The 13,098-nt window shown below is 39.8% G+C and carries 15 protein-coding genes; 3 read left to right on the forward strand and 12 right to left on the reverse strand.

Going from position 1 to position 13,098, the window contains the following annotated elements:
• Position 1: 1 nt before the first annotated feature.
• The 12 genes from ACGLYD_RS17420 to ACGLYD_RS17475 all read right to left on the reverse strand — a co-directional run bounded on the left by ACGLYD_RS17420 (position 2) and on the right by ACGLYD_RS17475 (position 10,087).
• A complete protein-coding gene (locus tag ACGLYD_RS17420) occupies positions 2 to 196 on the reverse strand; it encodes a DUF6980 family protein (RefSeq protein WP_187046102.1) in 195 nt (64 codons plus the stop codon).
• A gap of 80 nt (positions 197 to 276) precedes the next feature.
• A complete protein-coding gene (locus ACGLYD_RS17425; protein WP_187048040.1) occupies positions 277 to 456 on the reverse strand; it encodes a hypothetical protein in 180 nt (59 codons plus the stop codon).
• A gap of 114 nt (positions 457 to 570) precedes the next feature.
• Entirely contained in the window at positions 571 to 858 is a 288-nt protein-coding gene (locus ACGLYD_RS17430) for a hypothetical protein (protein ID WP_187046103.1), read from the reverse strand.
• A 108-nt stretch (positions 859 to 966) separates the two neighbouring features.
• The gene (locus ACGLYD_RS17435) at positions 967 to 1,227 is read right to left on the reverse strand and encodes a hypothetical protein (RefSeq protein ID WP_399629553.1); all 261 of its coding nucleotides are present in this window, start codon (positions 1,225 to 1,227) and stop codon (positions 967 to 969) included.
• A gap of 263 nt (positions 1,228 to 1,490) precedes the next feature.
• Positions 1,491 to 2,009, reverse strand: a complete 519-nt coding sequence (locus ACGLYD_RS17440; RefSeq protein WP_399629556.1) for a hypothetical protein — start codon at positions 2,007 to 2,009, stop codon at positions 1,491 to 1,493.
• Positions 2,010 to 2,779: 770 nt separating this feature from the next.
• Positions 2,780 to 3,136, reverse strand: coding sequence for a YxeA family protein (locus tag ACGLYD_RS17445; protein ID WP_187046106.1), 357 nt, complete (start codon positions 3,134 to 3,136; stop codon positions 2,780 to 2,782).
• Positions 3,133 to 4,188, reverse strand: a complete 1,056-nt coding sequence (locus ACGLYD_RS17450) for a DUF418 domain-containing protein (RefSeq protein ID WP_342539241.1) — start codon at positions 4,186 to 4,188, stop codon at positions 3,133 to 3,135. Before ACGLYD_RS17450 ends, ACGLYD_RS17445 begins: the two co-directional genes overlap by 4 nt.
• Positions 4,189 to 4,241: 53 nt before the next feature.
• Positions 4,242 to 5,381, reverse strand: coding sequence for a VanZ family protein (locus tag ACGLYD_RS17455; RefSeq protein WP_399629561.1), 1,140 nt, complete (start codon positions 5,379 to 5,381; stop codon positions 4,242 to 4,244).
• 136 nt (positions 5,382 to 5,517) lie between these two features.
• The gene (locus tag ACGLYD_RS17460; protein ID WP_338654797.1) at positions 5,518 to 7,497 is read right to left on the reverse strand and encodes an ABC transporter permease; all 1,980 of its coding nucleotides are present in this window, start codon (positions 7,495 to 7,497) and stop codon (positions 5,518 to 5,520) included.
• Positions 7,475 to 8,263 (reverse strand): ABC transporter ATP-binding protein, encoded by a 789-nt coding sequence (locus ACGLYD_RS17465; protein ID WP_187046110.1) that lies wholly within the window; start codon positions 8,261 to 8,263, stop codon positions 7,475 to 7,477. The genes ACGLYD_RS17460 and ACGLYD_RS17465 overlap by 23 nt, the downstream gene beginning before the upstream one ends.
• Positions 8,264 to 8,365: 102 nt before the next feature.
• Entirely contained in the window at positions 8,366 to 9,388 is a 1,023-nt protein-coding gene (locus ACGLYD_RS17470; protein ID WP_231885734.1) for a HAMP domain-containing sensor histidine kinase, read from the reverse strand.
• Positions 9,389 to 9,403: 15 nt separating this feature from the next.
• Positions 9,404 to 10,087, reverse strand: a complete 684-nt coding sequence (locus tag ACGLYD_RS17475) for a response regulator transcription factor (RefSeq protein WP_187046111.1) — start codon at positions 10,085 to 10,087, stop codon at positions 9,404 to 9,406.
• A gap of 246 nt (positions 10,088 to 10,333) precedes the next feature.
• Here ACGLYD_RS17475 and ACGLYD_RS17480 point away from each other — a divergent pair, with 246 nt between their 5' ends.
• The 3 genes from ACGLYD_RS17480 to ACGLYD_RS17490 are packed head-to-tail and all read left to right on the forward strand — an operon-like array spanning position 10,334 to position 13,007.
• Positions 10,334 to 11,464, forward strand: coding sequence for a betaine/proline/choline family ABC transporter ATP-binding protein (locus tag ACGLYD_RS17480; protein WP_067213506.1), 1,131 nt, complete (start codon positions 10,334 to 10,336; stop codon positions 11,462 to 11,464).
• Positions 11,461 to 12,114, forward strand: a complete 654-nt coding sequence (locus ACGLYD_RS17485; RefSeq protein ID WP_067213507.1) for an ABC transporter permease — start codon at positions 11,461 to 11,463, stop codon at positions 12,112 to 12,114. Before ACGLYD_RS17480 ends, ACGLYD_RS17485 begins: the two co-directional genes overlap by 4 nt.
• Before the next feature lie 2 nt (positions 12,115 to 12,116).
• Positions 12,117 to 13,007 carry a glycine betaine ABC transporter substrate-binding protein gene (locus ACGLYD_RS17490; protein ID WP_187046112.1) on the forward strand — a complete coding sequence of 297 codons (891 nt, stop codon included), beginning with the start codon at positions 12,117 to 12,119 and terminating at the stop codon, positions 13,005 to 13,007.
• Positions 13,008 to 13,098: the final 91 nt, after the last annotated feature.

The raw sequence follows: 13,098 nt of genomic DNA on the forward strand, positions 1-13,098 counted from the left end.
TTTATAATTTCGAACTACACCACGGACAGAAATCAATACTTATACTTGAAGAGCCACCATCATGGATTATCAAACCGTAGTCGTTATCTTTATCATCGAAAATCATTATTTTATCAGGACATTCAAATGGATCGCTATACATATCACATTTGAAATTTGCATGGTAATCCATATCTTCACAACAGTGTTTTTTCATATGTTGCTCCTCCTAAATGGCTCCTTTTACTGAACAGGCGCAAATCCTTTTTCAAGAATTGCGCCCGATTGCGCTACAAGCTATACAATATCCTTTATATGATTTCCTTCCTCGTCTATTTGGAAAAGGCCACCACCGAAATACCATCCTTTTTCTTCAATAAATTCAATAAAAGCATTAGAAAACTCTTCCTCACTTAAATCTTCACCATTGCTAGTATAAATACAACCATCTAGTCTAATTCCAATTGGTCTTTTCAATATCAAGCACCTCGACAGTCAGAATTCTATTTAGCAATTCTTGTATTATTTAGCCCGACAGAAGCACGAATTTTGTACGACAATCGCGCCCGTTAGCTGAAAAAAATTAACATATTAATTTTTTTTGTTTTTCAACTCTAAAAGTATAGGAGTAATATTTAATAAAATCGATATAATCGTCAAAACCCATAAGGCTGTTTCCATCGTAGGTACTACATCTAATAATGCAGCCCAATCTTTCACCTCTACCCAATCGGACACCATACTGTAATCTGCAACAATTGTTAGTGCCGTAAATGATAATCCCATCGCCATTGCCAATTTATAATCTTTGCCTGTTCCATACATATAAAGATTTATACAAGTTGCTATTATTGCGATAAGACCGAATATTACCCACATAATTATACCTCCATTCACACTGAAAATTCTTATTAATCCAGACGTAGCGAGGTAGTAAATGGTTCCATAATTGCAACTAAATGGCCCATTAGTTTAATAAGATCACTGCTATTTTACTGAATCCACGATTTTCTTTGCATCTATCAAGGACAAACCGTACTTCTCTCTCAATGATTTAACGGTTTTTACTTCTGATAAATTTTTTAATATTTCCTTTGCTTCATTTTTCATATCTCCATATTCTCCGGTCTTTTCCAAAAGTCTAGCGTTTTCCCTTTTTAATGCACTTTTTTGACGCATTAAACTAACACACCAACCTAAAAGCAAGAGCATAATAATTATTATTGATCTTAATTCTGACCACGGCATTTAAAATACCTCCTTATGATTTGATTGCTGAACAGGCTTGTATAGTCTATACACGACAGGTTAACATAACGCCAGTTCACGGAAGTAGTTAACTTCTTTACGCAATAAGAATTCTCGGAAGTTGATCATACGCCATAACCCCTTATAAACCCTCATTTCATCTCCAACGGTCCTTTGTTTTCTGTATGCATCAAATATACATTGTTGAGTTAACGGGCTTTCTGGTGAACGTCAGGCCTGTCTACCTGAATAATTATGCAGATTTACCTCAATGAGGGGCATTCGAATTTATCCATAAAATCAACCAACGCTAAATGTAAAATGTCCGATTTATTGAGGCGTTCCGCTTCGCAAAACACATCAAAGCGCTCCCCAATAGTTTGATCAATCACAATGGTCTTTCGCGTTCTCTCTTCTTGTGGAAGTTGTTTAATACGTTCATGAAGCGTTGGCTCCCTTTTAATTACTGGAGCTGATTCTTGCCATGATTTTAACATCTCTTTGATGGCTCGCATTTCGTCATCGGTGAATTGTCGATGAATAGCATGTGAATCTGTTGTAACTATCTTGGGAACCGGTTGTGAATGAGGTTTCTTGGCCGATGATTTGGGTTTCACAAAGTCGAAAATGCTTTGATCAAGTGGTTCATCGCTGTCTCCAATGAAGGTCCACCCCCTCGGAGTGGCACTACTGTATTTATAGCCTGCTGCATTCAATGCGCTCGCAAGAGGATCCTTGCTAATGCCATCGATTTGCTTAGCTACATCCGTATGTACGTCCATATAAAATCATTCGCTAGACCAACCATTAGCGCATCCATAAACATAGTGATACCCCACTTTCTCATTAAGTTTTTTAGTTGTTTATCATTCTCTACCCCAAAACAGAAATAATCCACCTTATTTTGTTCGCTAACTATTAGCCTTTCGCGACAAGCACCTAAACAAACGTGAGTAATAAAATAAACATTTCGCTATGAAAAAGCGAATAATTAAAATTCGAAAACCTCTGTCTGATACTTCTTTTATCGACAGGCAGAATTTATATTTCTCACATTCCTTCTATTTTTAATATCCGAAAAAAGTAAAATTGCATCTTAAAGATGGAGGGAATATCAAAATAAAAAGAATGCTTGTATTATTTAAGCCTTGTTGGGAAGCTTTGGACTTTCACCTCACAAATTTCATCTTTCTGTAAAGAGTAACCCAATTTCCAATCGCTAGTAAAAACACCGAATTCCTAATTGGAATCCGGTGTTTTTATAGTCTGATGCTTTCCTATTCTGCTAATTCAAGGAATTTCAAATAACTAATCCGTTTACACTTGATTGTCGCCATTTTGTTCGACTAACTTTCCAGTGAAATGTTTACTACTTTTTCCGTATATAGTTGATACAGTGATACCGAAGATAACGATATCGATGTCGTTTTCGAAATAGAAACCCAATACTCATACTTTAACCTTTAACGCGATTATCAAAGTTGCTATAGCAATTATCTGTATAATATTCATGATTTAATAAATATTAATCACCTTAGAATTCATCTTTCATTCAATTCAGCATGTCCTTTGCCTTTGCGGGAATCTCTTCCTTTTTCACTTCTTGATAGGAAGTTACTCCCTTTCCTTTCTTTATAAACAACTCCAAATATGCATCTTTACGCAATTCATGATCACCTGTAAACGTAAACTCTTTTTCATTTCCTTTTTTATCAAATGCAGGCAGTGTGTATTCGTATCGAACATATAGCTCTCCGCTAGGTGATTTGTCCTCGAGTTTAGTACTACTTTCCGTGATTTGAACATAATAACTTTCTGCGCCTAATCGATTGAATCCCACTGATCTCAAGGCTATTAGGAAACCAATGATAACAACTATGATTGCAATTGCTGCGAATACTTTCTTCATGATTTTGCTCCTTTTCTATTCGTAGTTGAATTTTTTCTTCCATAGGTCATAAGACGCCATACTTTCTCCAAAGGCCCCATCTTGAAAAATTTAAACCATAGGACACTAAAAAGTATTTGGATAATGAAAATAACACTGGCAATCAAGACGGTCTGACTTGAAGATGCAAATTTGATGCCCATTAGTGACATGATTGTCAATGCAATGAAACTTTGAGCAACATAGTTAGTCAAAGCCATTTGACCAACGCGGGCAACAGGTTGAAGTAAATGTACAATGGTTTTATTTTCTAGCAATAAGAACATCGTTGCCAGATAAAACAGCACGGTAGGAATTGTGCCAAGAGAAATGATTAACTCCACACTATCTACACCTTGTTGCTTTGCTATCCAAATCCATACAGAAAAACCAATGACGATTGGCAGTGTCACAATCTGAATCCATCTGACTTGCTTTTGCAATCGGCCAATTTGTCGTGGCCAGTCCGCTTTTGCAACTAAGAAACCTGCCAAAAACATAATGTAGACCAGCACTGTATCATTTCCGATTGAAGCCATGGAACTGGCCATTGTCGGAATGACTAACGCCATAATCAGCGCAATCAGGTAAACGCAAGTGAAGCCTGCCAGCCATTTTTTGATGGTCGAGATTTGTACCCTGTAAAATGGGAGGAGAAGAAATCCGATAACAGCATAGGCCGCTAAAATAGATCCCCAAAATATGATTGCGTGAATGATACCGAGTACCAATAAGCTAAGCAAACGGCGAACAAAACGCCATCTTGGCTTATCTCCACGCTGCTGGGCACGTGATGTAAAAATGTAGAAACCGATACCGAACAGGAAGGAGAATATGGAGAAGAATTTCTTTTCCACCAGGATATGAATGAGCATATCTACATAATGATTCATACCACTATTTACGGGGAGAATATCACCTTCCATAACAACTTGATAAGCAGGTATGTTAATAAGCATAATACCAAACAATGCGATTCCACGGATAATATCCAATGAAATAATTCGTTCTTTTTTTGCGATTGATGGGTTCATCCAACATTCCTCTTTCTTACAGGTAGAATAAGAATTCCGCCTTCTTTATTCATTTAATTTTTTGTATGTCTTCTTAAAGAAATTATATTGCTATACTCATTAAAATAAAGTGGCTTGTCTTTTTTTATCCAACGAATTAGTATATGTCCGATTACAGTCATCCATAAAAGCACTGATAAAAAAACAAGTCCGATTGAGAAAAGGAGTAACAGTAATTCTGCTTGACTTGCAAACTGATTTGCTACACCTGCAAGTCCACTGAAGAAATAAGGCAAGTAAATCGCAAGGTATCGTCTGCTTAAACTTGTAAACCATTTGGTCGTGTCGGGCTGTAATTTCATCCGAACAATTCTTGAACCTAGTGTATAGCCCTTCCAAATCATCGGTACAATTACAATTCCCACAAATAGGACAACCGTAAAGAGCGCAAATTCGGTAAACGTACCTGTCCATTTCATCACATTCATAACAACACCCGTGATGAACCTAACTAGAATAATATCCAAAACAAGTCCAAAAAGTTGTGCACCTATGGTCGATTGTTCTTCATTCATATGCGTTTCATCCTCTTCATTTAACTTATCTCTTGAAGGAATAAACGCTAAAAACAGGGGTGCAAAAAGAAAGCCAAGAAAGGTGCCAAGTGTATTCGCCATTAGATCATCGACATCAAACAGCCGGTATGGACATGTAAAAATCCCAAAAACACCCGTTAACTGCGTAATTTCAAAAAACAAAGACACGCCGAATCCAATGGAAATCACATAAAACCATTTGTCCTTCGTTTTGAATAAATAACGTAAAAACACGCCAGCTGGAAATAATAGGAGTACATTAAATACGACTTGATACACCGAGAGAGCCCCAACCAATGATTTATATGAAGAGGGCCTTGACCAAACTACACCTGTATCATGTGCTATATCCTGGATGAATTGAAACGGTCGTAATTGCATATACGACATTATCGGATCTGCAAATTGACAATTATTCCGTACTATAGGTAAGGGTAAAATCACAAGAAAAAAGGCACTTAAACTGTAAAACAGGAAACTAATTATCAAAAACGTACGCCAAAAACTAATGTACCCATATTTTCGGTATTGGTAGATTGCCCAAGGCAAAGTCAAAAATGATGCGAGCATAAAACAGACAATAAATGCGATGAAAATTGGCATTATATGAGTTTGCAATTAATCCCCCCCTTCCTAACCATTACCTCTAACGTATTCTTGAAATGAATCCCTTTTATCGGAAATGGCACCCAATCCACTTTTACATGAAAGAGTGCCACTTCGAAATTAGAACTATTCGTAAAGTTAAAATCAATTATAGTGCGGCTTTCACCGTTTTCCGATAATAGCCGACAGTCAAGAATGCGAATACGAGGTAAATCAATGCATAAAGGCCCATAGCAATCGTTGTAGGTACTGTAATATCGGACATGAATAGGAACGACGCCGCTTTTATCGCAAAGATAGAATGCAATAGACCAATCAGTAGCGGCAAGCCAAAGACAAATACTTGTTTGCGGATAATTCCGCGCATAATATCTTTAACCGTAAAGCCAAGTTGACGAAGTGTTGCATAACTTTTTTTCTCTTGTTCAGCTTCCGTCATTTGTTTGAAATACAAAATACTCCCTGTAGAAATTAAGAACACCAACCCTAAAAAACCGGCGATAAAGATGAGAAGTCCATTACTTTGCATGGATTTTACATACGTCAAATAATAATCGGTGCCGTATGACGACACGGTGTCTTGATTTGGGTTGCGGATAGAAGATGCAATGGCAAGTTGGTCTTTGTCTACTACATTAAAAACGCGGACATTCCTTACTATACTCTCTGGGGTCATCTCTACTATTTTTTCTGGTTTCATCGTTCTTTTATACTTTTCAAAATCGGCATCACTCACTACAAGTTGAGATCCCCAAACTGCGTTCACAACGTCCCCTTCACCATATTTCACAGCGGTAAATATGCTTTCTGTTTCACCGCTTGTAATATACATCTCGAATGGTATCTTTATATCTTTTGCCATAGCCACCATGGAAGCATTATGAAAAATGACAGATCCATCTTTTGGTGATTCAACTTCGAGACCTGCTTGTTGTAATTGCTTAGCATTTACAAAATAGGCATTAAAAGTTTCTTCCCTCATATCAAGAAAAGAAGGAAAGACATCTTTTTCATGAGTTCCTTCCACTCCGAGTAATTCGATTGTCCCAGTTGTATAATCAATTCCATTTTCTTTTAACTCAACCTCAAAGTCCACTGCAGATATTTCGTTGTCTGAAAGCGGTGTTGCCGCTCCTTCTTCAAACGCAAAATCGAATGGCATCATGTAGCGCGTTTCTTTTTCCGTTGAATAATAAAGCGAATAAGAACCTGCAAGCATCGCTAATGTCATTGCAGATAAAACTGTAATAATGGTGAGCGAGTTCGCATTCCCTTTTAGACGGTGCATGAGTGAGGCAAGTGACAAACTATTGGAAAGTCCTAAATGTCCTTGCTTTCTCTTTCGTACTTGATAGAACAACCAACTGATTGTCACGCGGAATAGAAGATAGGTTCCTAATATCGTTGAGAATAAAACGCCAAGCATATTAAAGAATAACAATTCATTCAACATATGTGCCGATAACCAATAACCAAAGACAATCAATCCGATACCAAGAAAAGCAAGTATTGCCGATAGCCCACTTTTCGGCTTCTTCGGCTGTTCCCCTTGTTTGTCTGCATTGAATAGGCTAAGCAATGTATTACGATACACTTTAAACACCATTTGAATCGATGTAAGCGCAATGATAACCACGAATACAAGTGCTGTCTGTAAAACGGCCCCCATCGAAAACGATAGCTCTACAATGTCATTAAAGCCGACCAATTTCATAAGTATCAATAAAAATACTCTGGATAAAAGCATCCCGACACCGATTCCGATAACGAGCGCTCCGGCTCCAAGAAGTGTGTTTTCAATAATAAGGAGCCGTGCAACTGCCCCTTTCGTTAATCCAATCAATTGATACAGTCCTATTTCACTACTTCTTCTCCGAAGGAAAATCGAATTGGCGTAGATAACGAATATGCCAGCAATGAATAGAACCAAAATGCCCGCCACCTTGAATGCGGAATCCATCTTCATGGAGCTATTTGCCTGCTCAATAACTGCAGAATCATATTGCAACGTCGCGAATACAAAGTAAAGGACAACACTGAAAATCAGTGCAAAGAAATACAAATAATAATGCTTGATATTTTTCCGCATACTGCGGATGACAAGATCAAATAGTGTCAACGCTGTCACCCCCGAGAACGCCTTGAACTTTCAGGATTTCCTGGAAGAAGACTTGTCTCGTTTTATCGCCACGGTACAATTCCGAGTAAATGGTGCCGTCTTTCAAAAAGACAACGCGGCTGCAATAGCTCGAAGCAAGTGGGTCATGCGTCACCATCATGATTGTGACGTCCCGCTTTTTATTGACATCCTCTAATGTGCCTAATAGGGAAGATGCTGACTTGGAATCGAGGGCCCCTGTTGGTTCGTCTGCAAATACCATGGAGGGTCTATTAATAAGAGCACGTGCAGCAGATGTCCGCTGTTTTTGACCACCTGAAATTTCGTGCGGGTATTTGTGTGCGAGGTCTTTAATGCCAAGGATGTCTGCGATTGCCGTGAACTCTGCTTCCGCTTCTTTTTTATTCATCTTACCAAGTGATACAGGTAGCAAGATGTTTTCTTTTACAGTTAATGTATCTAGTAAATTATAGTCTTGGAAAATGAATCCTAATTTTTCACGACGAAACGCGGAAAGTTCCCGATCTTTCATCTTCGAAATATCGGAATTACCGATGAGGATAGACCCCTCTGTCGTACGGTCAATCGTTGCAAGGACGTTGAGCAATGTTGTCTTTCCTGCTCCCGAAGAACCCATAATGCCGACAAATTCACCTTCATGGACACGAAGTTCGATGCCTTTTAGTACTTGTTGGACATTGCTGCGTGATCCATAGGACTTTCGAATATTCTGCGCATGCAGAACTGTTTTTTTTGTTGTATGTGTTTTATTCATATAAAATGGCCTCCCTGTTTGCTATGTCCCTATCTTATCCTGCTTAGTTCCTTGGGTCGTTTGATTTGCATGACAAACAGGTCGTCCAACGTTACATAAACGTCACGTTAGTACAGAGTCGAATTCATTCTCAGTCATGAATGTCAGTCGCATCGTCGTTCCTTGCCCCGCTTCGGATTGTGCAGTAAGTGTGATGCCAATCTTGATAGCAACGGTTTGTGCGAGGTAAAGTCCTAGACCTGTTGCTGCATTATGTAGTCTTCCTGTACCGCCAGTGAATCCTTTATCGAATAACCGAGGCAAGTCATGCGATGGAATACCAGGTCCTTCGTCTCTTATAGTTAGAACCACATTGCCACTTTCTACAACGTTTGTTGTGATCCAAATTGTTCCGCCTGACGGACTATACTTCACTGCATTCGTCAACACTTGACGGATTATGAACCGACACCATTTACTATCCGTTACAACTTCAATCGCTTCATCTTCAAATTCGATAGCCATATTTTTTTGCCTGCACCACGATGCAAGCTCGCGCACTTCCGCAGCTACAAGCTGGTGGATGCCGCTTTTCCCGACAACATAATCCGATTCCAAAGAAGGCAAACGGGAAATGTATAACTGCTGGTCGATGAGCAAATGAACACGTAGCCACTCCGTTTCGATTTTCTGCAATGCCGGTTCACTTCGATTGGCTTCAATCACCAATTTCATGGCAGTCAGCGGTGCTTTCACTTCATGTACCCAAGCTGCCGTATAATCACTTTCAATCACGTTAGTTGCTTTTAAATCGTACAATCTTTTCGTATAATCATCCGCAACTTGCCGCAACATCTTATTCGTTATTGTGTCACGTATTGATAACGGCTCCGGCAGCGCTTCTTGCCAATCTTCTTCAATTATTCCATTGGGCGGGATTAATGCTTTCATAAACTTCATTTCCTTGAAATAGCGCCATATGAAAAAAGTGAAGAACACACTCAGCAGTAAAACGTTAAAATACAAAACAGATGAAAATGCCGCATCGATTCCAGCGTCCAGCCAAATAACTATATCCGCAAACCCGAGTGCCGCTATAAAAAAGAGAATCCAACTTTTCATATCCATCAGATAACTTATAAACAAAAAAATAGCCCCTTCCTACAGCGTAGTCGCCATATAGCCCAGTCCTTTTTTCGTGACGATTGCTTCACCGAGGCCCAGTTCCGTGAGCTTTTGACGGAGGCGCGTAACATTCACCGTCAATGTATTATCGTTAACAAAACGTTCATCATCCCATAACTTACGGATTAACTCATCCCGTGAAACAATCTCGTCATTTGATTGAACAAGCACCGCTAATATGAAAAATTCGTTTTTCGTCAATTCGACCTCATTGCCACCTAAACGGATGACACCGCGCTTCATGTCAATCATCGCTCCATTCCATTCGAGTACATCCGGCGCTTCTTCACCGTATGCGTATGTCCTTCTTAAGAGTGCCTGAATTTTTGCAAGCAATACATCTGAATGGAATGGTTTCTGAACATAATCATCCGCTCCCATATTCATCGCCATAACCATATCCATCGGGTGATCCCGCGATGATAGAAAGATAATAGGTACCTTCGAAATTGCACGAATTTCGCGGCACCAATGAAAGCCGTCATAGGAAGGCAACTGAATATCCATAATAACAAGATGCGGTTTTTCATTAATAAAATCGACCATGACATCATGAAAGTCATTCGGTCCAGTTACATTAAAAGACCATTGCCCCAGTCGCTCTTTCAGTGAATCAAATATTGCTTTATCGTCCTCTACGACGAAAATTGTCATATCCATTGCCGATGCACTTCCCTTCTATTATCCATTCTAAAGGAACATACAACAGACAGGCAATTTGGACACTTCCGGGATATCATGCAAAAAAAACTCAAAACCCGCTCCGAATATGATATACTAAAGGAGTGAGACATCACTCTGAACGTTATCTGGAGTGCAAAGTGTCTGCTTTTTTTTAACTCCGAATGATTTTTTCATCTACTATTCGGAAATAAATTCGTTGTGAAAAACTACAGGGAGGTACACATGCTCAAATTTGAAAATGTAAGCAAAGTGTTCGATGGTGGATTTCAAGCAGTAAAATCTGTCAGTTTCGATATTCCAACAGGAGAGTTTCTTGTCCTCATTGGACCAAGTGGTTCCGGAAAGTCGACAACAATGAAAATGATTAACAGAATGGAGCCCCACACAAGCGGTAAAATCACAATTAACGGTAAGGATACCAACTCCTACAACGCCTCTGAACTACGCCGGAACATCGGGTATGTCATTCAGCAAATCGGGCTTTTCCCCCACTATACAATTGAAAAAAACATTGCAATAGTACCCCAGCTAAAAGGTTGGAACGACAAAGAAATTAAGGCGCGCGTTAACGAACTTCTTGAATTAGTTGGTCTTGATCCTGAAATTTATGCAACTCGCTATCCAAAGGAACTTTCAGGCGGACAACAGCAGCGTATCGGTATCGCAAGAGCGCTTGCAGCAGATCCTGATGTTATTCTGATGGATGAACCCTTTAGTGCACTCGATCCACTGACACGTGAACAACTTCAAAATGAATTTCTCTCCTTGCACAAGAAGTTGAAAAAAACGATTGTTTTTGTTACACATGATATGGATGAAGCGCTAAAAATGGGCGATCGCATCGCCATTATGAAAGATGGTAAGCTGCTACAGTTGGACACCCCAGAGAAATTACTTCACGAACCAGCCCACGGCTTTGTAGAGGAGTTCATAGGGAAACATCGGATTATCCAAAACCCTGAACTCATGCCCGTTATCGACATCATGTCAGAATCGGTTTACACCGCTCTCCCTCAATGGTCACCTGAGAAAGCACTTTCATTCATCCGTCAGCGAAAAATTACGAATCTTATCGTTGTCGATGATGACAATATATTAGTTGGAATTGTATCCGCACATGATCTTATTAAAAAATTAGACGACATTAAAATAATTGAAGAGATCATGGTTTCGCGAGAGCCATTTTTATATGACACTTCGACGGCTAAAGACGCTATTATCATGATGAATGAAGCACCTTACGGCATTCTTCCAGTCATCGATAAAACGCAAAAATTAGTAGGCGTTGTTACACGAGGTTCGCTGTTGTCCGCCATGTCCAGCCAGTGGACAGAAACGGGGGATATCCAATGAATAAATTAACTATTTGGCAACAACTTGTTGAACAATCTCAAATGCGATGGAAAGAAGTACTTGAGGCGACATCAGTCCATATTCAACTTGTTTTCTTCTCGATGCTTATTGCCATTGTCCTCGGTATTACACTTGGTATTCTTATTACACGCGTTCCGAAGCTCACGACAATCGTACTTGGCGGTGCGGGCGTTATGCAGACAATTCCAAGTCTTGCATTGCTCGGTTTCATGATCCCGATTTTCGGAATCGGCGTAAAAACAGCAATCGCTGCCCTATTCCTCTATTCCTTATTGCCGATTATCCGAAACACGTACACTGGTATTAAAGATGTCGACAAAGCAACAACCGAGGCTGCAAAAGGGATGGGTATGACAAGCATGCAAGTCTTGTTAAAAGTGGAACTACCACTTGCGATCCCCGTTATCATGGCTGGTATCCGTACAGCAGCAGTCATTAACGTCGGAACAGCAACACTTGCCGCTTTCATCGGAGCAGGTGGACTCGGTGATTTCATCTTCCTAGGTATTACTCGTGGAATTGATGGTTTGATTTTACTTGGGGCAATCCCGGCAGCAATCCTTGCGATTATCCTAGAAACACTCTTTAGTGGGATTGAACGCTGGACAACGCCGAAAGGATTGAAGTAACTATGAAAAAGAAATTCCTAGTTCTATTCTCGACAGTGCTCATTGTGAGTATGCTGTCGGGCTGTATTTTCATCGAAAAAGAGTCACTAACACTCGGTTCACGGAACAATACAGAAAGTATCATTTTGTCACATGTCATGGGGCAATTAATTGAAGATAAAACAGATATTGAAGTCATTTATAAAGAAAACCTTGGCGGCTCCAACGTTGTTTGGAACGCTATGTTAAACGGCCTTATCGACGTTATTCCTGACTATACAGGGACAATCGTCGTCAACTATTACCATGAAGATCCCGGCACAGCCGAAGAAACATTGGAAGCAACGAAACGACTCGTTGATGGCGACGGTATGATTGCGTTCAATACGTTTGGTTTCAACAATACGTATACACTCGCCCTTGATGAATCAAGAGCCGAAGAACTCGGTGTTGTGACATTCAGTGACTTCGCTAAAGTTTCAGAGGACTTCATACTAGGTGCAGTCTTCGAATTCATCGACCGCCCGGATGGTTTACCAGGCTTTCAAGAAGAATACGGACTGAAATTCAAAGACGTCAAAGGCATGGACCATGGTATCATGTACCGTTCCATTGGCGCGAAAGAAGTGGATGTTATCAACTCATATACGACAGACGGTCAGCTACAAGATTATGACTTACGTGTACTAGAGGATGATAAATCCTATTTCCCACCATACCATGCACTTCCAATCGTACGGAAAGAGACGTTAGTGGAGTACCCCGAAATTGAAGAGGTGCTCATTATGCTTGAAGGAATGATTGATGAAGAAGCAATGCAGAAAATGAATGCGAAAGTCGACAATGACGGTATGATGGTCGAACAAGTTGCGGAAAATTTCCTTATTGAGTCAGGATTAATAAAAGAAAAATAAGCCGTGGGTTCGAACACACGGTTGAAAATAAGTACCTTCATGGTGCTTATTTTTTTTGCCTAAAAGCTTAGATGACATGGACTTTTCCGAA

The sequence above is a fragment of the Sporosarcina sp. SG10008 genome, from assembly GCF_044569405.1.
Lineage (GTDB): Bacteria > Bacillota > Bacilli > Bacillales_A > Planococcaceae > Sporosarcina > Sporosarcina psychrophila.

Excerpts from the sequence above, each read along its gene's own strand:
- ACGLYD_RS17465 (WP_187046110.1), bottom strand. The coding sequence starts at position 8,263 with ATGAATAAAACACATACAACAAAAAAAACAGTTCTGCATGCGCAGAAT.
- ACGLYD_RS17430 (WP_187046103.1), bottom strand. The coding sequence starts at position 858 with ATGTGGGTAATATTCGGTCTTATCGCAATAATAGCAACTTGTATAAAT.
- ACGLYD_RS17445 (WP_187046106.1), bottom strand. The coding sequence starts at position 3,136 with ATGAAGAAAGTATTCGCAGCAATTGCAATCATAGTTGTTATCATTGGT.
- ACGLYD_RS17450 (WP_342539241.1), bottom strand. The coding sequence starts at position 4,188 with ATGAACCCATCAATCGCAAAAAAAGAACGAATTATTTCATTGGATATT.
- ACGLYD_RS17490 (WP_187046112.1), top strand. The coding sequence starts at position 12,117 with ATGAAAAAGAAATTCCTAGTTCTATTCTCGACAGTGCTCATTGTGAGT.
- ACGLYD_RS17485 (WP_067213507.1), top strand. The coding sequence starts at position 11,461 with ATGAATAAATTAACTATTTGGCAACAACTTGTTGAACAATCTCAAATG.
- ACGLYD_RS17420 (WP_187046102.1), bottom strand. The coding sequence starts at position 196 with ATGAAAAAACACTGTTGTGAAGATATGGATTACCATGCAAATTTCAAA.
- ACGLYD_RS17475 (WP_187046111.1), bottom strand. The coding sequence starts at position 10,087 with ATGGATATGACAATTTTCGTCGTAGAGGACGATAAAGCAATATTTGAT.
- ACGLYD_RS17435 (WP_399629553.1), bottom strand. The coding sequence starts at position 1,227 with ATGCCGTGGTCAGAATTAAGATCAATAATAATTATTATGCTCTTGCTT.
- ACGLYD_RS17480 (WP_067213506.1), top strand. The coding sequence starts at position 10,334 with ATGCTCAAATTTGAAAATGTAAGCAAAGTGTTCGATGGTGGATTTCAA.
- ACGLYD_RS17440 (WP_399629556.1), bottom strand. The coding sequence starts at position 2,009 with ATGGACGTACATACGGATGTAGCTAAGCAAATCGATGGCATTAGCAAG.